Below are 24585 nucleotides of genomic sequence, written 5' to 3'. Positions count from 1 at the left end.
TGTATGGTTAATTGCTTTAGCTCATAACGTGGATTAACAAATTCGTCATTTGCCAGTAAAAAGCGTATAAGATTTATTTAGAAACGCTGTTTTGAAACGAAAACGTTATTGTACGCTATAGGACTCTCAGCATGGCGCGAGCACCTTTTACCCTGGCTGGGCGCACTGTAATGCCTGGCCAACGCTTACAAATTGATGTGCCTGTGGCACGCCTGTATACCCACACGCAGCTGCATATTCCGGTCGAAGTCGTGCATGGGCGTAAAGATGGCCCGGTCATGCTGGTGTGTGGAGGGATTCATGGCGATGAAATTAATGGAGTCGAGATTGTGCGTCGACTGCTGCGTTCCAAAGCAATCAATAGCTTGCGTGGCACGTTAATTGCGGTACCCGTCGTTAATGTTTTCGGTTTTTTACAGCAAACGCGCTATTTGCCAGATCGCCGCGATTTGAACCGTTGCTTTCCGGGTAGCGAAAAAGGCTCGTTAGGCGGGCGTATTGCGGCGCTATTTCGCGATGAAATTGTCGATCACGCCACGCATATTATCGACTTGCATACGGGTGCTATTCATCGCACCAATCTTCCGCAAATTCGTGCTCAGCTACAGCCAGGCAGTGAAACTGAGCGCATGGCCGATGCGTTTGGTGCCCCTGTGGTACTCAATGCAGAGCTTCGCGAAGGTAGCCTGCGCCACTATGCTCAGAACCGTGGTATTCCGGTGCTTACTTATGAAGCTGGTGAGGCGCTACGTTTTGATGAGTGGGCAATTGCCCCCGGGGTGCGTGGCGTATTACGCGTGATGCGCCGTTTAGGTATGCTGACCGGCGAGCAGCGTCGCCGCTCGCCAATGCCTGCTGAACTTGCCAATGGCTCCAGCTGGGCGAGGGCGCCCATTGATGGCATTTTGCGTCCTAAGGTGCGTCTGGGGGCTCGAGTAGCAAAAGGCGAGGTGCTCGGTAAAGTAGCAGACCCCTTCGGCAATGATGAAGGTGAAGTGCTCTCTATGGCTGACGGTATTGTTATTGGTATGAGCCGCTTGCCACTAGCAAATGAAGGTGAAGCGCTTTATCACATCGCCCGTTTTGATGAAATTGAAGAAGCTGAGACGGCGATTGAGAATTTTCAATCAAGCCTAACGCCTCAGCCTGATGCGATGTATTGACACTCGGCTATAGCGCTTGGTACGTATTACTTAGTGCTTGGTACGTATTATTTAGTGTTTGGAGTTGGTGACAATCACTATGTTGAAGCTAATTAACTATCTTGATGTTGGTTTTGCTCCCACGTCACACTTGCCGCTAGTCCGTTGGGTGTGCGATTACTAAGTGTAAGGCGCGCTTTTTGGCGCTGAGCCAACTCCGAAACAATCGATAAACCCAATCCGCTACCAGTGGTACCTTGGCCAGCAGCGCGCCTAAAACGCTCAGTGACTTTATTCAAAAGTGCTTCGGGGAGTCCTGGGCCCGTGTCTCTCACTGTGAGTTGAGGCAACCCCTCCCAAAGCGCTAATTCTACTTCCACTTGACCGCCTTGCGGGGTATAGCGCAGGGCGTTATCCAGCAGGTTACGGAAGAGAATTCCCACCTCAATTTCGTCGGCGCAAACCTCCAGGTGGGTTAAGCCTATTAGCCTCAAGTGCTGATTGCGCTCTTCAGCGAGTGGCCACAGCTCGGCTACCAATTCGGCAATAATCGGATAGAGGTCGATAGTGGCTGATGAGATTGTGGTCACTTGGTCCAATCGAGCCAAAATAAGCAGTTGTTCTACCACCCGCTGAAGCCGTTCAACCCCGACATAAGCCTTTTGTAATGATTGCTCTCCGCCTGCCTGCGCATTATCTAAGTGGATTCTCAGCGCTGCTAACGGCGTGCGTAACTCATGGGCTGCATCTGCAGTGAAGCGTCGCTCGCGCTCTAAGGTTTCTTTCAACCGGGCGATAAAGTCGTTTAGTGATTGGCGTAACCCATTAAGCTCTTGAGGAACCGGATTATCAATTTTACGCAGGTCGTGGGCGGAGCGGCCTTGTACTTGGCTGGAAAGCGCTTGGATGGGCGCAATGCCACGTTGGATAATACGACTCATCAGCCAAAGCAGGAGTGGCAGCAACAGCAGCATGGGCAACAAATTGTTCCAGGTAATGCGCTCCACCACTGCATCATGAAACGAGCCTCGCAGCCCCATGCTGATCCAGGTATCGCTGGCAGTATCGAACATGCTGAAAACCCGCCAACGATGGCCATCGTATTTTGCCCAGCGAAAACCCTCTTCTGAAGGCGCGGGGAAAGGGCCTGCATCACTCCATTTGCCTCCTAGCAGCCTGGGTGAGCCATCGGCATTCCAAAAGCCCAGGACTAATTTAAGCTCTTCTTCGTGGTAAAGCTTAGGGCTTGATTCAGAGCGACTCACAGGCACTGCGTTACCGTCGCGATATAGCTGAGCTGGATGTTCAGGAAGACCCATACGTGAAGCCAGACGAGCATAGTCGTCAAGGGTCGCGTTGGGATCGAGCTGGCCAGCCACAATCCGGCTATGCAGACTGAGCTGTGTATCGAGAATCTCCTCTAGCTCATGATCGGTAATTAAATAAGCCGCGGTAACCGCAACACCCCCGGCGACAACCATGGCAATGGCTAGCGTGCGAAGCAGATAATGCCGTATCGATCTCATTGCGCCTGGCTATCCAGCCGGTAGCCAATCCCACGCACGTTAATAATCAGATGCTTTTCAAGTTTTTTACGCAGATGATGAATGTGAACCTCCACCGTATTGGACTCCACTTCTTCGCCCCAGCCGTAAAGCAAACTTTCTAAACGAGGGCGAGATAGCACCCTGTCCGGGTGTCTAGCTAGCTCTAGCAATAGGGCATACTCGCGTCGGCCCAATTTTACGTCTTTGCCCCGCCAGCTCACTGTATGGCGAGCTTCATCAATGCTCAGTGCACCCAGCGTTAATATTTGCGAGGCACGCCCCTCAGCGCGCCGCATTACGACCCGCAAACGGGCGAGTAACTCCTGCAAGTTAAACGGCTTGAGCACATAGTCATCCGCTCCCGCATCTAAACCGCCAATGCGATCTTCCATCGCATCGCGAGCCGTCAAAATCAAAATAGGTAGAGTAGACTGCTGCCGGAGTAAATGCAGTACCTGCATACCGTCCATATCGGGCAACCCAAGATCCAAAATAATCACACTGAAGGTCTCGCTGCCGATAGCGCTGATTGCCTCGCGGCCAAGCATAAACCAATCGACCGTATAGCCCTCACGCTCTAGCGCCGTCTTAATGCCATCCCCAAGCAAGGGGTCATCTTCTATTAGCAGTGCGCGCATGCTGATCCCCTCAATCGACAAACTGTGATCTTCGCTACCAAAACTTAAGCTTTCCTTAAATACGGTAACTTACTTTCCAAATAGCACACTCATCTGAATTCAGCCAGTGAGCCAACCCACACAGTGGGTAATACCACCACTCAGTGATGGGTGTTTATGTTCTAGCGACTGAATTAACGGCATAACTGTTCGTTAAGTTTCGCACTTTATAGTGACGCTACTATTACGTTATCGAGTGTACTGTCTTGCCTATCTCAACTACATCAAAACGCAATGGTGCGGGTTTTAAACGAATCTTTCGCGCCTCTATAAATGCAGTGTCGGGTTTAAAGTCTTGCTGGGTAAATGAATCTGCCTTTAGACAAGAGGTGATGCTCTGTCTCATTCTCTACCCTTTTATATTTTTTGTTAATGCCACTTCTGTAGAAAAAGCGCTGTTGTTTTCTTCACTCACCCTTGTCGTGATAGTGGAACTTATTAACTCCGCCATAGAAAGTACAATTGACCGTATCGGACTAGAAAATAACGAACTTAGCGGGCGTGCTAAAGACATGGGAGCTGCCGCCGTCATGATGACTATTTTTATGATGATGGGTGTATGGCTATGCGTGCTGATCAACTAAATGTTATCAAGCCTGTAGCATCCGTATGGATCTTATTTTTAATCGCTATGTCGGTTTTTGGTAGTTTAAAAATAGACTTCAAGATAACTGATTTTATCTATCACCTTCAAGGTAATGCTTGGGCATGGAAAGATACTTATCTTACCCAAGCTGTTCTCCATAAAGGCGGTAAATGGCTAAGCTTGGCTATGGGGTTAGCCACTCTCCTACTATTGATACTAAGCACCACGGTGACTTGTCTTAAAACATATCGCACGCCGCTATTTTATCTTTTTTCCGCAACGCTTCTTTCAGCGCTACTTGTAGCAACTATTAAACACCTGGTGAGCATGGAATGCCCCTGGGATTTAGTTCGCTATGGTGGAGCGCGTGACTTTATAGGCTTGTTAAGCATGCGGCCTCCCTCAATGCCAGCGTCCGCCTGCTTTCCCGCCGGGCATGCCAGCGCAGGATACACGTGGATAGCCAGCTACTTCTTTTTTGCCGCCATACGGCCCCAATGGCGATGGGCAGGGCTCGCACTGGGTTTAGGGCTTGGCCTTACGTTTGGAATCACTCAGCAGTTTCGTGGGGCGCACTTTCTCTCCCATGACCTCTGGACCGTCATGATTTGTTGGACCGTAAGTTTTGTTCTTTCAAGGTTCTTATTACGCCCCAGTGTTCATTAATCTTTTCATACAGAGATTCTTTCGATGCCCTCTTTGCTATCATTGCCTTCAAAAGTTGTTGACACCGTTTGGCATTATCGTCCCACGTTAAGCACGGAGCTGCTTGTCTTATGGAGTGTTGTCATATTCAGTGTTTTTTACAATGTCCCTTTTTGGCAACAGGCCTTTGCTGGCTATGACCCTTTTGTCGCCAAGACGTGGCTAACCTTTGCCAATATGTTTTTGGTGATGACCTGCCTTAACTATTTGGTCTTCGTTAGCCTTGCTTTGCGAACGCTAGTAAAACCCTTGTTAACCTTGCTATTTCTAATTGCAGCCTTCGTCAGTTACTTTACCAGTTACTACGGCACCTATTTTGATACCTCCATGCTAGAAAATGTCCTTCAAACGGACACTAACGAAGCACAGGAACTGCTCACAGTTGGTTTGCTGATTCATTTGGCGATCTTTTTTGGTTTGCCTACCGTCATGATTTGGCGAGTTAAAATAACACCTTCAACTTGGCAGAAAGCAATATTGCGTCGCTTGGCTTATTGTCTTGCCTGCACTGCTATATTGCTATTGGCGATCTTCTTATCTTATCAAGAATTATCGTCACTCATGCGCAACAATAAAGAGCTTCGCTACTTGGTGACCCCAGGTAATTATATTGTTTCGATGGCGCAGGCTCTTTCCAGCCAGCACGCTACCGCGAATATGGTGCGTTCTCCTGTGGGGGAGGACGCCCGTATCAGTTCGCAAGTGGGCGACAAACCTACATTACTCGTCATTGTGGTGGGCGAAACGGTACGGGCGTCGAACTGGGGGTTAAATGGTTATGAACGCCAAACCACACCTAAACTTGCCCAGCAGCCTGGCGTTATCAATTTTTCAGATGTTTCCTCATGCGGTACAAGCACAGCAGTCTCATTACCCTGCATGTTTTCACTACCGGGGCGTGCCGATTACACTAAATCTTATGCACAGCAGCATGAATCGTTGCTGGACGTATTAGCCCACGCCGGTTTAGAGGTCACCTGGCTTGATAACCAGTCAGGCTGTAAAGGCGTCTGCGAGGGAGTGACGACAAAAGCGCTTGCGCCAGAGGACTATGCGTCTTTGTGCCAAGATGGGCGATGCTTGGATGAGGCACTGGTTCAAGCTTTAACCACGCAAATTAGTGGTACCTCAACTGATCAGGTGGTCGTGTTGCACCAGCTAGGCAACCATGGCCCCAGCTATTACCAACGCTATCCTGATGGCTACGAACGTTTTGTTCCCGCTTGTACTACCGCTGATTTAGCCAAGTGTTCAAGAGATGCCATTACCAACAGCTACGACAATGCCATTCTATATACCGACACTGTGTTGGATCAGGTGATTGAGACGCTAAAGCATCAGGATGAATACGCAACAGCGATGGTCTATCTCTCTGATCATGGTGAATCACTAGGCGAAAAAGGGCTTTATTTGCACGGTATTCCCTACGCCATTGCCCCCGACGAACAGACGCATGTGCCTATGGTTTGGTGGCTGTCGAGCTCATTTTCACAGCAGCAAGGGCTTGATACGGACTGCCTACGACAAATCTCTGATCAAGCCGCCTCGCACGATAACTTATTTCACAGCGTACTGGGTTTGCTTGACATAACAACGGACGTTTATCAGCAGGCAGAAGATATTAGCCAACTGTGCCAGAGCCGCGTCAATTAATGAATGTTTAACTGATCGTTAAGTATTACATGGCAAGCTGTTTTTCACTCTGCTCAACTATTCTGGTGTGTGCACATGGTTTTATCGCATCTGTTGGACTCTAACCAAGGTTTTTGGGGACGGTTTCTACCTACAAAAATGACAACAGAGGAGGGCTTGATAGGTGGTGTCAATGCATCTATAAGTTCTGCTAAATGGCTTTCCTTTAGAGCCAGTGTTGTTTTAATTACTTTGCTAGCGACTCTGCTGTGGTTAATGGGAATAGAAAAAATCGAGATCATTATTGCCATATTCAGTATAACGTCGAATGGTATTTCAAAGTTGCTTGAACGCTATGGTTCTTTCAATGTATTAAAAATGGTTGAAAGTGATTTGATAGATACTCTCGGTGCATTAGGAATAGCTGGGGTTGGAACATTAGTAATTTTATATTTATTGGGTTAATAAGATTAATGTGTATGATGATGCAAAAAAATACCGCACCCACAGTCCTTTCGATTTAACCAAGGTCAGGTACCACAAAGACTGCCTATCTATCGACGTTGGTAAGCTGTTGTCCGGACGCAAACACATGGTGGCGTTTTACGCCTAGCGTGCCCTAGCCGCTAGGCGTCGTCTAAACATGCCGCCCACCGTCGAGCTAGGTCGCGGATTGTAGTGCTTCCTGGGCCTCTGTTTGGGGTTCGCGAACTAAGCTAAGTGCCTCATCGAAAAGGCGCAGGCCCGCGTCCTCTTTATGCGCGTGCTCAGACAGGTGACGACGGAAGCGTCTGCCACCGGGACAGCCCTGAAATAACCCCAGCAAATGGCGGGTAATATGATTCAGCTTGGCTCCTTCATCTAACCGCTGCTGAATATACGGTCGAAATGCGTTAGCCGCTTCCAAACGCGTGCGCGCAGGCCCTGCTTCACCAAACAGCTGCTCATCGACCCCGGCGAGTAGCCACGGGTTCTGATACGCCTCGCGACCCACCATCACACTGTCTACGTGCTCAAGCTGTGCTTTGCACTCGGCAAGGGTTTTGATCCCCCCATTAATACCGATATGCAGCTCTGGATGGCTCTGTTTCAGGCGGTGTACCCGGGGGTAGTTTAGTGGCGGTACATCACGGTTCTGCTTAGGCGACAAACCTTGTAGCCACGCCTTGCGCGCGTGAACGGTAAAGACGTTGCAACCAGCATTCGCTACGATCTCAATAAACCGCGCCAAGTCAGCATCTTCATCCTGATCGTCAATCCCGATACGGCACTTCACCGTGACCGGAATCGACACTGCCGCCTGCATAGCTTCCACTGCCGCCGCCACTTTTTCAGGGTGGCCCATCAAACAAGCGCCAATCATATTGTTCTGCACCCGGTCGCTGGGGCAGCCGACATTAAGATTGACCTCGTCGTAACCCCACGCCTCGGCAATAGCTGCACACTCGGCCAGCTCTCCCGCATCGCTGCCACCCAACTGCAACGCAATCGGATGCTCTACATCGCTATAGCCTAAAAAGCGCTCACGGGGCGACCCGTGCAAAATGGCACCGGTGGTCACCATCTCGGTATACAGCAATGTCCGCCTGGTTAACGTGCGTGCAAACGCGCGGTAGTCGCGCGTTGTCCAATCCATCATCGGGGCCACAGAAAACAGACGAGCAGCGTCTGCTGGGCTAGCTTTAGTCATATCAATCACTTGCATCATACGATGCGGTATAAGCCTGGGGTAATTGCTTTGCAGCGGGGGAGTCGTTGGCGAGCGATTGTACGCAAAAAGCGGGTTTGAGTACAAAGCAGACGTTGCACAATTGTTAAGGTGGACGTCGGCAAAGGTAGGGGGTAAATATTGCTATTTCAAAGCTCGGTGTTTTGGTGGGTAGCGGGCAGGCAAAAGAACTACTCTTTTGCGGTCTAACTCAATGTGAATAGGGCTGGGCAGTGGTAAGCTGATATTTCGTTGTTGAGGAGTCTCTATGGATAAGACACTAGGTGGTATCCGTTTAGTGTTGGTGAGCGTGCTGCTGTTGGCTGGCTGTGGTAGTCAGGAGGAGGATTTGCCCCCAGAGTCGCCTGAGTCAGTCGTTGAAATGCCTAGCCCACAACAAAGCGCCGAGCCACAGGAGGTGGTTGAACCTCTCGTTGTAGCCATTTCGGCTAGCGCCTCTCTGCGCTCCGATCGTCGCTTAATGGTAGACGGCGAAACCAACCTGCCGGACGGCGCTCTTATTCAGGTAACCATTGAACGAGAGATAAGTCGCGTGCGCTGGCAGGAGCGTACCCGTGTTTTGCACGAGAAATTTAATGCTGGCCCCTTTGGTTCTGGCAGTGGTCTACCGGATGGGCGCTATATTGTGACGGTCCAGCTTTCAGAAGCAGCTGTGCAGCCAGAAGAGGTTCAGGCGCGCATTGGCAGTGAAGGAGAGCACTTGGCTGGCGAGCTGGTTAGCCAAACTCGCCATGGATTAGGGCAGGTTGCCACCTACTCGCGCAGTTTCTTAGTGGGCAGTGAACCAAGACGTACGCGCGACCAGGTGGATGTGGTTGAAGAAATGTAGGACGTGGGGGGAGATAAAGATGCTTTAGGCAGGAGACCAGTGTGCTAGCAGTACCGCATGTATGGTGGTGTCACTGGGCGCTTTAGCAAAATGCTCAATAACATAACCTTGCTCTTGCTGGATCAGATAATGACCAGCTTTGTGGAACACATGGGTAGGCCCTAATAGCACTAAGTCGCCTGCTGACACCGGTGAGAAATCCGTTTCTTGGCCGGGGGTTGCCATTATGCAGGGAGCTTTCCAATCAATCTTTAGCGGCAGATGGTGTGGCACCGTCATCATAGTTGCCTGAACCTGTTCCCAGGGGAGGGGACCAGTATGTGTCAGGGTTAACAGAGGAGCAGCGCTGTCACCTTCCAGCAGGGTTGCCAAAGAGCAATCAAGGGCGTCGGCGAGCGCAACGAGGCGTTCGTGGCCGATTTGTTTGATAGCACCGGATTCCCAGTAAGAAATGGTGACATCTGATACGCCTACTTTGCGTGCGAGGGCAGCTTTGTTGAGCTTGGCCCGAAGCCGCAGTTGCTTTATACGTGAGCCTAGCGATTCCATTTCATTTTCCTATCGATGAGCTAAACAAGCTCGTTGAGTGTGCTTCCACCCTATCGGCGGCGCTCAGTGCATACTAAAAATCGCGAGGCGCTTTCGAGTATGAACATGAATCATAGGGGCAGCGCCATACTAAGCGATTGTGCTTTAACGCGCATCTTCCTATCAATGAGCCTCCAACCTCTGATCAGACGCTTTTAAGTCAAACTCGTTCCCTGCAAGGTACTGCTGGTTGCCTTCAGGGTGCGTATAATGCCGAGACGCTCTATTGCCAAAAGGACATTTTGATGACCGTTCGTACTCGTATCGCGCCTTCTCCAACGGGTGATCCGCATGTAGGTACTGCCTATATTGCGCTGTTTAATCTCTGTTTTGCGCGTCAGCATGGTGGCCAGTTCATTCTGCGCATTGAAGACACCGATCGGGTTCGGTCTACCGCTGAATCAGAACAGATGATTTTAGATTCGTTACGTTGGCTTGGGCTGGAGTGGGATGAGGGCCCAGATATTGGCGGTCCTCACGGCCCGTATCGGCAAAGCGAGCGAGGTGATATCTACGCTCAGTACGCCCAGCAGCTGATGGATGCAGGGCATGCTTTCAAGTGTTACCGCACCAGTGAAGAGTTGGATGAACTGCGGGAAGCTCGCAAAGCAGCCGGTATGCATTTGGCCTTGAAACCCGTTGACTTAGCGTTGAGCGAAGATGAGCAAGCTCGTCGTGAGCAGGAAGGTTGGCCTTATGTCGTTCGCATGAAGGTGCCGAGCACCGGCGTTTGTGTGGTTAACGATATGTTGCGCGGCACAATCGAAGTTGAATGGGCGCAAGTTGATGCTCAAATTCTGCTGAAGTCGGATGGCATGCCTACTTATCATCTGGCCAACGTGGTTGATGATCACCTAATGAACATTACCCATGTGCTGCGCGGTGAAGAGTGGATTAATTCAGCGCCTAAGCATCAGCTACTTTATGAATACTTCGGCTGGGAAATGCCGCAGTTGTGCCATATGCCGTTGCTGCGTAATCCCGATAAGTCCAAGTTGTCCAAGCGCAAAAACCCAACGTCGATTAACTATTATCGGCGCATGGGGTTCTTGCCTCAGGCAGTCACTAATTACTTAGGCCGTATGGGTTGGTCGATGCCTGACGAGCGTGAGAAGTTTAGCCTGTCAGATATGATGGTTGAGTTTGATATTCAGCGAGTATCGTTAGGTGGGCCGGTGTTTGATTTGGAAAAATTGACCTGGTTGAACGGCGTTTATATTCGTGAAGACTTAGATGACGATGCGCTACTTCAGGCGCTTCGGGAATGGGCGTTCAATGAGGAGTACGTGAAGCAAATACTTCCTCAGGTGCGCCCACGTGTGGAAACTCTGTCTCAAGTCATTCCGCTGGCGGGGCACTTCTTTTCTGGGCTGCCTGTGCTAACGGAAAACGACTTCGATAGCGTGAAGCTTGAGAAGGAAGAGTTGGTTAAGCTGCTACAATTCTTGGTATGGCGTTTTGAGGCCGTTCCTGCGTGGACGAAGGAAGTGCTCTTGGCGGAAGTTAAGCTGCTTGCTGAGCATTTTGATATTAAGATGAAGGCTTTCCTCGCGCCTGTCTTTATTGCCATTACGGGCAGTGCCTCGAGTACCTCTGTAATGGATGCCATGGCGATCTTAGGTTCCGACGTGACGCGAGCACGACTCCGTAGTGCCATTGAGGTGCTAGGCGGTGTTTCGAAAAAGCAAACCAAACGCTTTGAAAAAGAGTTCCGTGATCTCTAGGTGCTTAGTTGATTTTTGGGCTTTGCACTAGCGAGCTTTCTAAAGGCGCCTGTAATGCGAGTATTTGAAAAGAGTGCTTAAAAGGGCGCTAGAATGCGTCTCTTTCTTGTTGATCAGGAATTTGGCGTTTTCACCGCTTGAAAGGCTTGACGAAGACGGGCGTAATCAGTAACATACGCTCCGTCTTCGAGACATGTGGGGCCTTAGCTCAGCTGGGAGAGCGCAACACTGGCAGTGTTGAGGTCAGCGGTTCGATCCCGCTAGGCTCCACCAATATCGAAAACTCTGGTTGTTAATTTCCAATACAAGGTTTTCAATATAGCGTCTCAAGGCCGTATCTTTTAGGTTAATAACGTCCCATTCGTCTAGTGGTCTAGGACACCGCCCTTTCACGGCGGTAACAGGGGTTCGAACCCCCTATGGGACGCCACCTCCTGATTCCTCAGAATTTATTTGCTGACTTATTGTCAGTGAATATTCTTCACAATACGCATTTTAACCAAAGGCAATGAGGTTACTCATCTGTCGTTTTTTGCGTCCCCATTATTCTCGCTGCTGGCTGAAATAATTCCCATTTCGATCGTTTTTTGGCGATTTTGTGCTTGACTTGTCCACTTTTGCAAGTTTGTGAAAGGGGTTGTGCACAACCCTGGGTTGTTGTCTCAAAAAATCAGTGATTTAGAATTATTTCATTTAAATCAATAAGTTATGCTAGGTTAAAAAATGATCAATTTAAGGCTGGGTCACTGTTCATGGCGATTGTGGGACGTTTTGTAGTGGTTGTGAACAGGGTTATCCACAGATAGTGTGGAAAACCCTTTTCAAGATCGAGGCGCTTAAAAGTCAAGCATTATTCTGGCTTTTGTAGGCGCTTCAAAAGCGACGAAGTGTCCCAGCGTCCGCCATCCATGCGCTGCACATCAGCATAAAATTGATCAACCAGGGCGGTGACGGGGAGTGTGGCGCTCAGTCGACGAGCCTGCTCTAAACAGATGCCTAAATCTTTGCGCATCCAGTCTACTGCAAAGCCGTGATTGTACTCATCGGCAATCATCGTTTTGTGGCGGTTTTCCATCTGCCATGAGCCAGCGGCACCCTTGGACACCACATCAATTACCTGTTGTTGATCCAGCCCTGCTTGTTCAGCGAAGTGGAGGCCTTCGGCAAGACCTTGCACTAAGCCAGCAATACAAATTTGGTTGACCATTTTAGTAAGCTGGCCACTGCTAGCACCGCCCATTAGTGTGACGGCACGAGCGTAGTGATTAAGGATGGGGTGAACAGCATCAAAGTGTGCCTGTTCACCGCCACACATAATTGTTAGGGCGCCATTTTCGGCTCCTTGCTGTCCGCCAGAGACAGGGGCATCTAAAAAGGCCACGCCTTGATTGCGACAGGTAATATCGAGCTCCAGGGCAAGGTCTGCGGAGGCAGTGGTGTGATCGATGAGATAGGTGCCGGTTGCCATGCTGCTCAGCACGCCGTCGGTACCGGTGGTCACTTGCCTGACGTCGTCATCATTACCTACGCATATTAAAACCAAGTCAGCGCCGTCAGCGGCTTCTTTGGGGGTGGCATGTGCTGTGCCGCCAAACTCGTTTGCCCAGGCATCTGCTTTACTGCTTGTACGGTTGTAAACACGCGTTGTGAGGCCTTGTTTGGCAAGATGGCCTGCCATGGGGTAGCCCATAACGCCCAGGCCGATAAAAGCAACAGTAGTGATGGTTCGCATAGAGCACCTTGTGGGTGTGTGGTGAGTGTTAGGGGTGTGGAATATTTTGTGTAGAGTAATAAAAAAGAATTTACGATAAGCAAAAGGCCACCCGTGGGTGGCCTTTTATTATCCTAGTGACGCTACGCTGTTACCGTGGCGTTATTTTTTAGGATAATCGCGCATGTCGTGGCCAATATACAGCTGGCGCGGACGGCCAATTTTGTAGCTTTCGCTGAGCATTTCATGCCAGTGAGAGATCCAGCCAATGGTGCGGGATACCGCGAAAATAACGGTAAACATATTGGTCGGTATACCCATGGCTTTGAGAATGATGCCTGAGTAGAAGTCGACGTTTGGATACAGCTTACGCTCAATGAAGTACTCATCTTCAAGGGCGATTTGCTCCAGTCGCTTAGCGATTTTGAGCTGCGGGTCGTCAGCTAAGCCAAGCTCAGCAAGAACTTCATCACAAGTCTCTTTCATTACTTTGGCGCGCGGGTCAAAGTTGCGATATACGCGGTGACCAAAGCCCATCAGCTTGAAGGGGTCATCTTTGTCTTTGGCTTTGTCGACAAATCGCTGAATATTTTCTTCAGAGTCGTCGCCAATTTCATCAAGCATATTCAGTACGGCTTCGTTGGCGCCGCCGTGTGCAGGTCCCCAAAGTGCCGCAATACCGGCACTGATACAGGCAAAGGGGTTGGCGCCGGTTGAGCCTGCTAAGCGTACCGTAGAGGTCGAAGCGTTTTGCTCATGATCCGCGTGCAACATAAAGATGCGGTCCATGGCTTTCGCGTATACCGGATTGATTTTGTACTCTTCGCACGGGTTGCTGAACATCATGTAGAGGAAGTTTTCTGCATAGCTCAGGTCGTTGCGGGGGTAGTTGAACGGCTGGCCAACATTATACTTGTGCGACATTGCGGCCAGGGTCGGCATTTTTGCAATGAGGCGAATAGCGCTGATCACGCGATCTTCTTCTTGGGTGATGTCCATGTGGTCATGGTAGAAAGCAGCTAGGCCGCCAACGACGCCACAAAGAATAGACATTGGGTGCGCATCGCGGCGGAACCCTTTGAAGAAATTGTTGATCTGGTCGTGCACCATGGTGTGGTTACGAATGCGCGACTCGAAATCTGCATACTGTTCATCGTTAGGCAGCTCACCGAACAGTAGGGTGTAGCATACCTCGACAAAGTTAGACTCTTTGGCCAGTTGGTCGATGGGGTAGCCGCGGTGTAGCAGCACGCCCTTGCCACCATCAATATAAGTGATAGCGGACTGGCAGGAAGAGGTGGCCATGAAGCCGGGATCGTAGGTAAACAGGCCTTCAGCACCTAAGCCGCGTACGTCGATGACGTCGGGGCCAAGTGTGCCGGAATACATGGGTAGTTCGATCGATTTTTCTAGACCGTCTACCGTCAATGTCGCTTTCCTGTCAGCCATGCTGGCCTCCTTTCGAATTCGGTTTGGGACGTAATGTCGTTGTTTCGCATACCGCGCCGGCGAAAAGGCTCGCCTACTATAGAAGTGTGCGACATTTTGTCAATTAGCCTAAGCGCTAGGTATCCTTGTACAGCTGTTGTTGTATTGGATGAGCTTTGTATATGATAAGTGTGGAGTTCGTGGTAGAGGCGTCAGGGGGTTGACGACACGTTTACGGACTTATCAAACCATCAATCTCCTGTCACTATAACCATGCTGCAACGCAAAATCGACTCAGGTTGACCTCATTTTTCTTGCACCATAGTCGAGTTAAGCTTGAGTTCGGTTTGTCAGCAGGGGCGAAGGTTCTTATAATCCACGGCGCGCGACCGGCAGGTAGGAGGTCGTGCTCGACTTGGCAACGGCCGAGCCCCTTCCAGCAACCACTGCCCGCTCGGGCCATGCCCGACCTGTCGCAGAGCGGGCCAAGAGAGTGTGTATAACGCCGTGAATAGCAAACGACCCGTAAACTTAGACCTTACTACGATACATTTCCCACTACCGGCGCTAACGTCGATTACACACCGTATTACGGGTGTCATCCTCTTCGTTGGCCTGATCTTCGCTTTTTGGGCGCTGGGTAAATCACTATCGTCTCCGGCTGGCTTTGATGCCGTCAGCAACGCATTGGCCAATAACTTTTTCGCCAAGTTCATTGCCTGGGGATTGTTATCCGCATTGGCATTCCATTTTGTAGCAGGCATTAAACACCTGTTGATGGATGCGGATATCGGCGTGACCCTAGAAGGTGGCGTGAAAAAAGCACAAATCACTGTTGTCGTCAGTGTCGTTCTGATCATCCTGGCAGGAGTTTGGGTATGGTAACCAACATCACAAGTTTTGGCCGTAGCGGATTATCCGATTGGCTAATGCAGCGCGTTTCAGCGGTAATCCTGGCTGTATATACCGTCTTTATCGTCGCCTACCTGCTGCTCAATCCTAATCTGGATTACTACGCTTGGAGTGGACTGTTCGATCAAACTTGGATGCGTATTTTCTCGCTGCTCGCATTTGTTTCCATTGCAGCGCACGCCTGGATCGGTTTGTGGACGGTCACCACCGATTATCTCAAGTCCACTCGCCTGCGCGTGGGTGCCCAGACTCTGATTATTCTGGCCATCTTCGTATATCTGGTGTGGGGCATTCAAATTCTGTGGGGAGCTTGATACATGTCTAACCTTCGTAGCCTGACATTTGACGCCATTATCATCGGTGGCGGTGGCTCTGGCTTGCGTGCTGCTTTAGAGCTTGCCAAATCTGGTAAAAAGACAGCCGTACTGTCCAAAGTGTTCCCGACACGCTCTCACACGGTTTCTGCCCAGGGTGGTATTACTTGTGCCATTGCATCGTCAGACCCGAACGATGACTGGCGCTGGCACATGTACGACACTGTTAAGGGCGGCGACTACATTGCCGACCAGGACGCAGCTGAGTACATGTGTTCAGAAGGCCCGAAAGCGGTGTTTGAACTTGAGCACATGGGGCTGCCGTTCTCGCGCTTTGATAATGGTCGTATTTATCAGCGTCCATTTGGTGGTCAGTCGAAAAACTTCGGCGAAGGCGGTCAGGCGGCACGTACCTGCGCAGCCGCTGACCGTACTGGCCACGCACTGCTTCACACGCTTTACCAAAACAACCTCAAGAACAACACCACGTTCTTGAATGAGTGGTACGCGGTAGATCTGGTGAAAAACAGCAACGGTGATGTGGTTGGCTGTATCGCCATGTGCATCGAAACTGGCGAAGTTGTCCACGTTAAATCGAAAGCGACTGTTCTGGCCACGGGTGGTGCAGGTCGTATCTACGCCTCTACTACTAATGCCTTGATCAATACTGGCGATGGTATTGGCATGGCGTTACGTGCTGGCTTCCCGATGCAGGACATGGAAATGTGGCAGTTCCATCCGACCGGTATTTATGGTGCGGGTACGCTGGTCACTGAAGGTTGCCGTGGTGAAGGTGGTTACCTGATCAATAAAGATGGTGAGCGCTTCATGGAGCGTTATGCGCCGAACGCCAAAGATTTGGCAGGCCGTGACGTTGTTGCACGCTCAATGGTTATGGAAATTCTGGAAGGTCGTGGTTGTGGTGAGAAGGGCGATCACGTTTTCTTGAAGCTTGATCACTTGGGTGAAGAAGTTCTTGGTAAGCGCCTGCCGGGTATCGTTGAGCTGTCGAAAACGTTTGCTCACGTTGACCCTGCTAAAGATCCGATTCCTGTCGTGCCGACTTGCCACTATATGATGGGCGGTATCCCGACCAATATTCATGGTCAGGCAATTACCCAGGACGAAAGCGGCAACGATCATATCGTTAACGGTTTGTTTGCCTGTGGTGAAGCGGCGTGTGTATCGGTTCACGGTGCTAACCGCTTGGGCGGTAACTCGCTGCTGGATCTGGTGGTCTTCGGTCGTGCAGCGGGTATGTTTATTGAAGGCGCGCTGAACGAAGGTATTGATTACCTGGATGCTTCTGAATCTGATATCGAATCAGCGATGAAACGTATTACGCGCTGGAATGAATCGGATGGTGGTGAGAGCATTCCTGAGCTTAAAGCTGAGCTTCAAGACATCATGCAGACCTCTTTCGGTGTATTCCGCGAAGAGAAGAATATGCAGGAAGGTGTCAAAAAGCTGGCCGATCTGCGCAGCCGTATTGCTAATGCGCACCTGCCTGACAAGTCCAATGCTTTCAACACGGCGCGTGTTGAAGCTTTAGAGCTTGATAACCTAATGGAAGTGGCAGAAGCAACGGCGATTGCTGCCCTTGAGCGTAAAGAGAGCCGTGGTGCGCACTCGCGCTACGACTATCCTGACCGTGATGATGTCAACTGGCTGAAGCACTCGCTTTACTTCCCGGCCACGAAAGAGCTGAAGAAGCGCGACGTCAACTTCAAGCCGAAAACTGTTGATACATTCGAGCCTAAGGTTCGCACCTACTAATCTCTGCACTGACGAGAGGGAGTCACCATGTCTAACCTTCAGGTATCCGTATACCGCTACAATCCGGAAACCGACTCCGCGCCTTATATGCAGGAGTTCCAGGTCGATACCAAAGGCCGTGATCTGATGGTATTGGATGTTCTGCATCTGATGAAAGAGCAGGATAGTGGTCTTGCGTACCGTCGCAGCTGCCGCGAGGGCGTATGCGGTTCCGATGGCATGAACATGAACGGTAAAAACGGCTTGGCATGTATTACGCCGCTGTCAGATGTCGTTAAAGGCAATAAACTGACCTTGCGCCCATTGCCGGGTCTGCCGGTTATCCGCGATATGGTTGTGGATATGGGGCTGTTCTATAAGCAGTACGAGCGCATTCAGCCGTACTTGCAGAACGATGAGCCTGCGCCAGCGATTGAGCGCCTGCAGTCACCAGAAGAGCGCGACAAGCTAGATGGCCTGTACGAGTGTATTCTTTGTGCATGCTGCTCTACGTCATGCCCATCGTTCTGGTGGAATCCAGACAAATTTGTCGGGCCGGCTGGTTTGCTTCAGTCTTATCGCTTTCTTGCGGATACACGTGACACAGCGACTCGCGAGCGCCTAACCAGTCTGGAAGATCCGTTCTCCGTGTTCCGTTGCCGCGGTATTATGAATTGCGTTGCGGTGTGTCCAAAAGGACTAAATCCGACCCGTGCAATTGGTAAAATTCGTGAAATGTTGTTGGCTGATGCGACGTAAACGCCTAATCCTATGAAAAAAATGCGATCGCTACGTAAGTTGCTGCATAAAGCCACTTAAATCGTAGCGCTTCGCTTGTTATCATAGGGGCGTTAGGTGGTGCGGCGACGCGTCGCACCACCTAACCAGTCAAGTTTAAAAGCCGGTGCCACAAGTACCGGCTTTTGAGCATGAACTGATTGAGCATGACTAGATAAAAGAAGCCTTTGTATTAACGTAGTAAGTAGACGAAGGTATAATAGTGCGCAGTGAGATAGAGCGTACTGAAGTGGTATGTAGTGAAAATGTAGTACTTACAGCTAGTATGAATAGGGCTTCCGACCTCCGGTCGGCGCCGCCGGCATATGTCCCGCCCCGCCGGCAGGGCAATAGCGATGTCGTTGCGCGATTGCAGCGATACCGATACCACCCCATCAGTGCAGGGTGACCGAGAGATGCAACAAGGCATAATGGAGTTGATGTGGCGTTCCTCTCACGTTAGTGGTGGCAATGTCCACTACGTGGAAGCGCTTTATGAGCAGTACCTCGCCGATCCTGATTCTGTCTCAGATGAATGGCGCAGCTATTTTGATCAGTTGCCTCGTTCTGAGGGCAGTGCCTCCCACGATGTTCCACTAAGCCCCACTCGTGATCAGTTCTACCAACTGGGTCGTGAAAGTCGCCCAGGCAGAGTAGCCGCCGCCTCCGATGGCGGTGAGAATAAAAAGCAGGTGAAGGTCCTGCAGCTGATTAACGCCTACCGCTTTCGTGGCCATCAGAAGGCCAATATCGACCCGCTAGGGCTGCGTAATCCCACCCCCGTCCCAGATCTCGATCTGTCATTTCATCAGCTTTCCAAAGCTGATCTTGACACCGAGTTCCAGACCGGTTCGTTTTTTCTAGGTATTGATAAAGCGCCGCTGCGTGACATTGTTGATGCGCTGGAGCAGACCTATTGTCGCTCTATCGGTTGCGAGATCATGCACATTGTCGATACCGAAGAGAAACGTTGGTTGCAACGGCGTTTTGAATCGGTGCGCAGTGCGCCGAAATTCAGCGACGATGTGCGTAAGCATGTGCTTGAGCGCCTTACCGCTGCCGAAGGTTTGGAAAATTATTTAGCGTCTAAATATCCAGGTACCAAACGCTTCGGTCTTGAAGGTGGTGAGTCATTTGTCCCGATGATGGACGAGTTGATTCAGCGCTCCGGCGGCTATGGCACTAAAGAAGTTGTTATTGGCATGGCTCACCGTGGCCGTTTGAACCTGTTGGTTAATATTCTGGGGAAAAACCCCGCTGAATTGATCGACGAGTTCGACGGTAAAAAGGTGATCGAGCGTGGTTCTGGTGATGTGAAGTATCACCAAGGCTTCAGCTCTAACGTCATGTCGCCAGGTGGCGAAGTTCACTTGGCAATGTCGTTTAACCCGTCGCATTTGGAAATTGTTGCGCCAGTAGTAGAAGGCTCAGTACGCGCACGTCAAGATCGCCGCAATGATGAAGAGGGCAGTAAAGTACTGCCAATCAACGTTCATGGTGATGCAGCGTTTGCTGGTCAGGGCGTGGTTATGGAGACATTCCAGATGTCTCAAACCCGTGCCTACAAAACCGGTGGCACAGTACACATCGTGATTAACAACCAAGTGGGCTTTACGACCTCGAACCCCTTGGACGCGCGATCCACCGAATACTGTACTGACATTGCTAAGATGGTTCAGGCGCCGATTTTCCATGTTAACGGCGATGATCCTGATGCGGTTATCCATGCGACTCAAGTGGCATTGGATTACCGTCAACAGTTTAAGAAAGACGTTGTTATTGATCTGGTGTGCTACCGTCGCCGCGGCCACAACGAGGCCGACGAGCCATCGGGTACCCAACCGATGATGTATGCCAAGATTAAAGATCACCCTTCTTCGCGTTCACTCTATGCAAAGCGTCTGGTTGAGCAGGGCGTATTGTCCGAAGAAGACGCTAAGGCAATGGTTGAAACCTACCGCGATGATCTTGTGGCAGGCAATCACGTAGCCAATGCCTTGGTGCAGGAGCCTAATACATCACTATTTGTGGATTGGGCTCCCTATCTGGGGCATGAGTGGACCGGTGATGCAGACACTACCTTCGATATGAAGCGTTTGCAGCAGCTGGCCGCGAGAATGTGCGAGATTCCTGATGGCGTCGCAGTACAGCGCCAAGTCGCTAAAATCTATGAAGACCGTCGCAAAATGCAGGCGGGCGGCATGGGGCTTAACTGGGGCTTCGCTGAAACGCTAGCGTATGCCACGCTGCTTGATCAGGGGCATCCGATTCGTATTACCGGTCAGGATGTTGGTCGTGGAACGTTCTCTCACCGTCATGCGGTTATTCATAACCAGAAAGATGGTTCGACGTACGTTCCGCTGCAGAATATGTCAGACGGTCAACCGCGCTTTACCATTCACGACTCTTTCTTATCGGAAGAGGCTGTGCTGGCTTTTGAGTACGGCTACTCGACGACAGCACCCGGTGACTTAGTCATTTGGGAAGCCCAGTTTGGTGACTTCTTCAACGGTGCCCAAGTCGTGGTTGACCAGTTTATCTCTTCTGGTGAGACCAAATGGGGGCGGCTGTGTGGACTGACCATGCTGTTGCCACATGGCTATGAAGGCCAGGGGCCAGAGCACTCCTCCGCGCGGTTAGAGCGCTTCTTGCAGCTGTGTGCCGAACACAACATGCAGGTATGTGTGCCGACAACCCCCGCACAGATTTACCATCTGCTGCGACGTCAAGTCATTCGTCCGTTACGTAAACCGCTAGTCATCATGTCGCCGAAGTCGCTACTGCGTCATAAAGAAGCGGTATCTAGCCTAGAAGACCTCGCTCACGGCAAGTTCTACATGGTGTTACCGGATCAGGCGAATCTTGAGGCAGAAAAGGTGACTCGCGTTATCATGTGTGCCGGTAAGGTGTACTACGACCTAGCCAACTGGCGTGCTGAAAACGAACGTGATGACACGGCGATTATTCGTCTTGAGCAACTCTACCCCTTCCCGAAAGAAGAACTTTTGGAAGTGCTCCAGGCGTATGCCAATGTGGAAGACATCGTGTGGTGCCAGGAAGAGCCGCTAAACCAGGGCGCTTGGTACTCAAGTCAGCACCACATGCGCGCCGTAGCCGATATGCTGAAAGATGGCCTCGGACGTGATTTGAAATTTGCAGGACGTCCTGCCTCTGCCGCACCGGCAGCGGGCTATATGTCCGTCCACACTGAACAGCAGCGCCAGCTGGTGGAAGACGCTTTTAACCTATAAGCGCCCACCGGGTTTAGAGAACATATAAGGGAAACGACATGGCTACTGATATCAAAGCGCCAACCTTTCCGGAATCCGTTGCCGAAGGCACTGTGGCTGCGTGGCATAAAAAGCCGGGTGACAGCGTCGAACGTGACGAGCTGATTGTTGAGATCGAAACCGACAAAGTGGTGCTAGAAGTCGTCGCGCCGGAAGCGGGTACCCTGACTGACGTGATGGCAGAAGAAGGCGATACCGTTGAGTCAGAGCAGGTGTTAGGCAAAATCGGTGAAGGCAGCGCGTCTAGCGGTAAAGAAGAAAAATCTTCTGACGGTGCTAGCGCTAAAGCGTCTGCAGAGAAAAAAGCCAGCGGCGGTAACGGCGGTGGTAAGCAACATGACGTAAAAGCCCCAAGCTTCCCTGAGTCTATCCAGGAAGGCACCGTGGCAACATGGCACAAGAAAGTAGGTGAAGCGGTTAAGCGCGATGAAGTGTTAGCCGATATCGAAACCGACAAAGTTGTGCTCGAAGTTGTTGCACCTGCCGATGGCGCACTGGCAGAAATTAAGGCCGAAGAAGGCAGCCAGGTTGAGTCCGAAGCGGTGCTGGCCATCTTTACCGAAGGTGCTGGTGGCGCCGGTGAAGAGAGCAGCAGTGCCTCTGCTTCAAGCGCTGCGGGTAGCGATGATGAGGGCGCTGATGAGAAGGTCGGCGATAAGATCCTCGCGCCGGCAGCACGCAAGATGGTTGCTGAGCATGATCTGGATGTCGCCAAGATTGAGGGCACCGGCAAAGGTGGCCGCATCTTGAAAGAAGACGTGCAAAAAGCCGTGAAAGATGGGTCTGCCAAAAAAGCAGCGAAATCTTCAGCGCCGGCGAAAGCAGCTGCCGCCGCACCGGCAGTGGAAGGTGATCGCGTTGAGAAGCGCGTCCCGATGACGCGTCTGCGTCAAACCATTGCTAAGCGTCTGGTTCAGGCACAGCAAACGGCTGCCATGCTGACCACTTATAACGAAGTGGACATGACTGAAATCATGGCGCTTCGTGCGCAGTACAAAGAGACGTTCCAGAAAACCCACGATATTAAACTGGGCTTTATGGGCTTCTTTGTAAAAGCGGCTTCTGAAGCACTCAAGCGCTTCCCGGATGTTAACGCCTCTATCGATGGTACCGATATCGTTTACCACGGTTATCAAGATATCGGCGTTGCGGTATCAACGGATCGTGGCCTGGTTGTACCGGTGCTACGTGATACCGATAGCATGAAAATTGCCGACGTTGAGCGCACCATTGTTGATTTCGGTAAGCGTGGTCGTGACGGTAAGCTGGGCATGGATGACATGATCGGCGGTACTTTCACTATCACTAACGGCGGTACCTTTGGTTCTTTGATGTCGACCCCGATTATCAATCCACCTCAAACCGCTATCCTGGGTATGCATAAAATCCAGGATCGTCCAATGGCTGTGAATGGTAAGGTCGAGATTCGCCCGATGATGTATCTGGCGCTGTCCTACGACCACCGCATGATTGATGGTAAAGATGCGGTACGATTCTTGGTTACTATTAAAGAGCTGCTGGAAGACCCGGCTCGCTTGCTGCTGGACGTATAACGGAGCGCGTTGATCCGCCTCCTCTGCTGTATTAGCGTTCTAATGCAATCGCACCTTGCCTCCTGCTCGTTTTAAGCTCAAACGGGGGGAGGCAACCAAGCTAAAGGAGCCAACATGGCTGACAAGTTTGATGTGATCGTTATCGGTGCAGGCCCTGGTGGCTACGTAGCGGCTATCCGCGCTGCGCAGCTGGGCCTGAAGGCCGCCTGTGTTGAAAAATGGATTGGTAAAGAAGGCAACGTCGTTCACGGCGGTACGTGTTTGAATGTCGGTTGTATCCCGTCTAAAGCGTTGCTTGAAGCCTCGCACAAGTTCGTCGAAGCCAAGCACGATTTCGACGACATGGGTATTAATGCCGGTGACGTCACGATGGACGTCAAAAAAATGATGGCTCGCAAGGACAAGATCGTTAAGAACTTGACCGGCGGCATCTCTGGCTTATTTAAAGCCAATGGTGTTACTGCTATTGAAGGCACCGGTAAAGTGGTTTCCGGTAAGCAAGTCGAAGTTACCGATCTGGACGGCAATACCACCACTTACGACGCTGATAACATCGTCATTGCTGCAGGTTCCGTGCCGGTTGAAATTCCACCGACGCCGCTAACCGAAGGCTTGATTGTTGACTCTACCGGCGCGCTGGAATTCCAGGAAACGCCGAAGCGTTTAGGCGTTATTGGTGCTGGCGTTATCGGCCTAGAGCTGGGTAGCGTTTGGAACCGCTTGGGTTCTGAAGTGACTGTTTTGGAAGCGATGGATAGCTTCTTACCGATGGTCGATACGGCGATCGCTAAAGAAACACAGAAACTGCTCAAAAAGCAGGGGCTGGATATTAAACTGGGCGCCCGTGTGACGGGGTCGGAAACCAATGGCGATGAAGTCATCGTTAAGTACACCGATGCCAATGGCGAACAGGAAATGACCTTCGACAAACTGATTGTTTGCGTTGGTCGTCGTCCGTACACCAAAGGTGTGATTGCCGATGGTGTGAGCGTTGAGCTGGACGAGCGCGGTTTTATCTTTGTTGATGATCAGTGCCGCACTAATGTACCCGGTGTTTATGCCATTGGTGACTGTGTGCGTGGCCCCATGCTGGCGCACAAGGCATCGGAAGAAGGCATTATGGTCGCTGATATCATCGCTGGCCACAAAGCCGAGATGAACTACGACACGATTCCGAACGTGATCTACACGTTCCCGGAAGTCGCTTGGGTCGGTATGACCGAGCAAGATGCCAAAGCGAAAGGTATTGAAGTTAAGACTGGTAGCTTCCCGTTCGCGGCAAGTGGTCGTGCGATGGCTAACAACGCCACCGAGGGTAGCGCCAAAATTATCGCCGATGCGGAAACCGACCGTATTCTCGGCATGCATATTGTTGGTCAGCACGCGGGTGAGATGATTGCCCAGGGCGTGATTGCAATGGAATTCGGCTCCAGCGCTGAAGACCTAGCTCTGACCTGCTACGCACACCCGACTATGTCGGAAGCTGTGCATGAAGCAGCGCTTGCGGTAGAAGGCCATGCCATTCATATGGCTAACCGTAAGAAGCGTAAGTAATTCGCTAAGCAACAACCAAGCGCCACCGTCAGGTGGCGCAACACTTTCGGCTCTGTGAGAAATCAGCGGGGACGAAGGTACGGGGATGCCCCGCTCTTTTAAAGCAGCGGGCCATCGTTCGAGTCACATGCA

The 24585-nt window shown here is 51.0% G+C and carries 20 protein-coding genes and 2 tRNA genes; 16 read left to right on the top strand and 6 right to left on the bottom strand.

From position 1 onward, the window contains the following. Positions 1–131 precede the first annotated feature (131 nt). Positions 132–1163: a succinylglutamate desuccinylase/aspartoacylase family protein gene (locus HVE01_RS04365; protein ID WP_095602439.1), complete on the top strand. Its 1032-nt coding sequence runs from the start codon at positions 132–134 to the stop codon at positions 1161–1163. A 92-nt stretch (positions 1164–1255) separates the two neighbouring features. Here HVE01_RS04365 and HVE01_RS04360 read toward each other — a convergent pair whose 3' ends face one another. Then, positions 1256–2668, bottom strand: a complete 1413-nt coding sequence (locus HVE01_RS04360) for an ATP-binding protein (RefSeq protein WP_146942617.1) — start codon at positions 2666–2668, stop codon at positions 1256–1258. Then, positions 2665–3327: a response regulator gene (locus HVE01_RS04355; protein ID WP_125746349.1), complete on the bottom strand. Its 663-nt coding sequence runs from the start codon at positions 3325–3327 to the stop codon at positions 2665–2667. Before HVE01_RS04355 ends, HVE01_RS04360 begins: the two co-directional genes overlap by 4 nt. 245 nt (positions 3328–3572) lie before the next feature. On the opposite strand from HVE01_RS04355, the gene HVE01_RS04350 reads away from it, so the two are divergent. From HVE01_RS04350 to HVE01_RS04335, 4 genes are all read left to right on the top strand, one after another. After that, complete coding sequence (locus HVE01_RS04350) at positions 3573–3950, top strand: diacylglycerol kinase (RefSeq protein ID WP_213017505.1); 378 nt, start codon at positions 3573–3575, stop codon at positions 3948–3950. Then, positions 3932–4618 (top strand): phosphatase PAP2 family protein, encoded by a 687-nt coding sequence (locus HVE01_RS04345; RefSeq protein ID WP_146942615.1) that lies wholly within the window; start codon positions 3932–3934, stop codon positions 4616–4618. The genes HVE01_RS04350 and HVE01_RS04345 overlap by 19 nt, the downstream gene beginning before the upstream one ends. Before the next feature lie 24 nt (positions 4619–4642). Beyond that, a complete protein-coding gene (locus HVE01_RS04340; RefSeq protein ID WP_125746353.1) occupies positions 4643–6310 on the top strand; it encodes a phosphoethanolamine transferase in 1668 nt (555 codons plus the stop codon). Between the two features lie 75 nt (positions 6311–6385). Continuing rightward, a complete protein-coding gene (locus HVE01_RS04335; protein WP_146942613.1) occupies positions 6386–6754 on the top strand; it encodes a hypothetical protein in 369 nt (122 codons plus the stop codon). A gap of 196 nt (positions 6755–6950) precedes the next feature. Here the strand turns inward: HVE01_RS04335 and dusA are convergent, their stop codons facing one another. After that, positions 6951–7979, bottom strand: a complete 1029-nt coding sequence (dusA, locus tag HVE01_RS04330) for a tRNA dihydrouridine(20/20a) synthase DusA (RefSeq protein WP_146942611.1) — start codon at positions 7977–7979, stop codon at positions 6951–6953. A gap of 286 nt (positions 7980–8265) precedes the next feature. Here dusA and HVE01_RS04325 point away from each other — a divergent pair, with 286 nt between their 5' ends. Beyond that, positions 8266–8847: a hypothetical protein gene (locus tag HVE01_RS04325; RefSeq protein WP_146942609.1), complete on the top strand. Its 582-nt coding sequence runs from the start codon at positions 8266–8268 to the stop codon at positions 8845–8847. Positions 8848–8871: 24 nt separating this feature from the next. Here HVE01_RS04325 and HVE01_RS04320 read toward each other — a convergent pair whose 3' ends face one another. After that, on the bottom strand, positions 8872–9396 hold the full coding sequence (locus HVE01_RS04320) for a helix-turn-helix domain-containing protein (RefSeq protein WP_038482396.1): 525 nt from the start codon (positions 9394–9396) through the stop codon (positions 8872–8874). Positions 9397–9680: 284 nt separating this feature from the next. Between HVE01_RS04320 and gltX the strand changes: the two genes are divergently transcribed. From gltX to HVE01_RS04305, 3 genes are all read left to right on the top strand, one after another. Continuing rightward, complete coding sequence (gene gltX / locus HVE01_RS04315) at positions 9681–11159, top strand: glutamate--tRNA ligase (protein WP_146942607.1); 1479 nt, start codon at positions 9681–9683, stop codon at positions 11157–11159. A 197-nt stretch (positions 11160–11356) separates the two neighbouring features. Further along, positions 11357–11432 (top strand) — tRNA-Ala (locus HVE01_RS04310). Positions 11433–11513: 81 nt separating this feature from the next. Further along, positions 11514–11589 (top strand) — tRNA-Glu (locus HVE01_RS04305). A 420-nt stretch (positions 11590–12009) separates the two neighbouring features. Here HVE01_RS04305 and HVE01_RS04300 read toward each other — a convergent pair. Beyond that, on the bottom strand, positions 12010–12891 hold the full coding sequence (locus tag HVE01_RS04300) for an NAD(P)-dependent oxidoreductase (RefSeq protein WP_125746473.1): 882 nt from the start codon (positions 12889–12891) through the stop codon (positions 12010–12012). A 141-nt stretch (positions 12892–13032) separates the two neighbouring features. Continuing rightward, complete coding sequence (gltA, locus tag HVE01_RS04295; RefSeq protein ID WP_083002030.1) at positions 13033–14319, bottom strand: citrate synthase; 1287 nt, start codon at positions 14317–14319, stop codon at positions 13033–13035. A 486-nt stretch (positions 14320–14805) separates the two neighbouring features. Between gltA and sdhC the strand changes: the two genes are divergently transcribed. From sdhC to lpdA, 7 genes are all read left to right on the top strand, one after another. Then, positions 14806–15183 (top strand): succinate dehydrogenase, cytochrome b556 subunit, encoded by a 378-nt coding sequence (gene sdhC / locus HVE01_RS04290; protein ID WP_171880175.1) that lies wholly within the window; start codon positions 14806–14808, stop codon positions 15181–15183. Next, entirely contained in the window at positions 15177–15524 is a 348-nt protein-coding gene (sdhD, locus tag HVE01_RS04285) for a succinate dehydrogenase, hydrophobic membrane anchor protein (protein WP_038482412.1), read from the top strand. Before sdhC ends, sdhD begins: the two co-directional genes overlap by 7 nt. Positions 15525–15527: 3 nt before the next feature. Next, positions 15528–17300: a succinate dehydrogenase flavoprotein subunit gene (gene sdhA / locus HVE01_RS04280; protein ID WP_146942605.1), complete on the top strand. Its 1773-nt coding sequence runs from the start codon at positions 15528–15530 to the stop codon at positions 17298–17300. A gap of 27 nt (positions 17301–17327) precedes the next feature. Beyond that, positions 17328–18038 carry a succinate dehydrogenase iron-sulfur subunit gene (locus HVE01_RS04275; protein ID WP_125746479.1) on the top strand — a complete coding sequence of 237 codons (711 nt, stop codon included), beginning with the start codon at positions 17328–17330 and terminating at the stop codon, positions 18036–18038. A gap of 434 nt (positions 18039–18472) precedes the next feature. Next, complete coding sequence (locus HVE01_RS04270) at positions 18473–21307, top strand: 2-oxoglutarate dehydrogenase E1 component (RefSeq protein ID WP_125753477.1); 2835 nt, start codon at positions 18473–18475, stop codon at positions 21305–21307. Positions 21308–21345: 38 nt separating this feature from the next. Then, positions 21346–22899: a 2-oxoglutarate dehydrogenase complex dihydrolipoyllysine-residue succinyltransferase gene (gene odhB, locus HVE01_RS04265; protein WP_146942603.1), complete on the top strand. Its 1554-nt coding sequence runs from the start codon at positions 21346–21348 to the stop codon at positions 22897–22899. Between the two features lie 114 nt (positions 22900–23013). Then, positions 23014–24453 carry a dihydrolipoyl dehydrogenase gene (gene lpdA / locus HVE01_RS04260; RefSeq protein WP_125746483.1) on the top strand — a complete coding sequence of 480 codons (1440 nt, stop codon included), beginning with the start codon at positions 23014–23016 and terminating at the stop codon, positions 24451–24453. Positions 24454–24585 lie beyond the last annotated feature (132 nt).

This window comes from Vreelandella venusta (assembly GCF_007989605.1).
Taxonomy (GTDB): Bacteria; Pseudomonadota; Gammaproteobacteria; order Pseudomonadales; family Halomonadaceae; genus Vreelandella; species Vreelandella venusta.
Note: the sequence above shows the minus strand (reverse complement) of the source record. Positions and strands in the feature narration are given on the sequence as shown.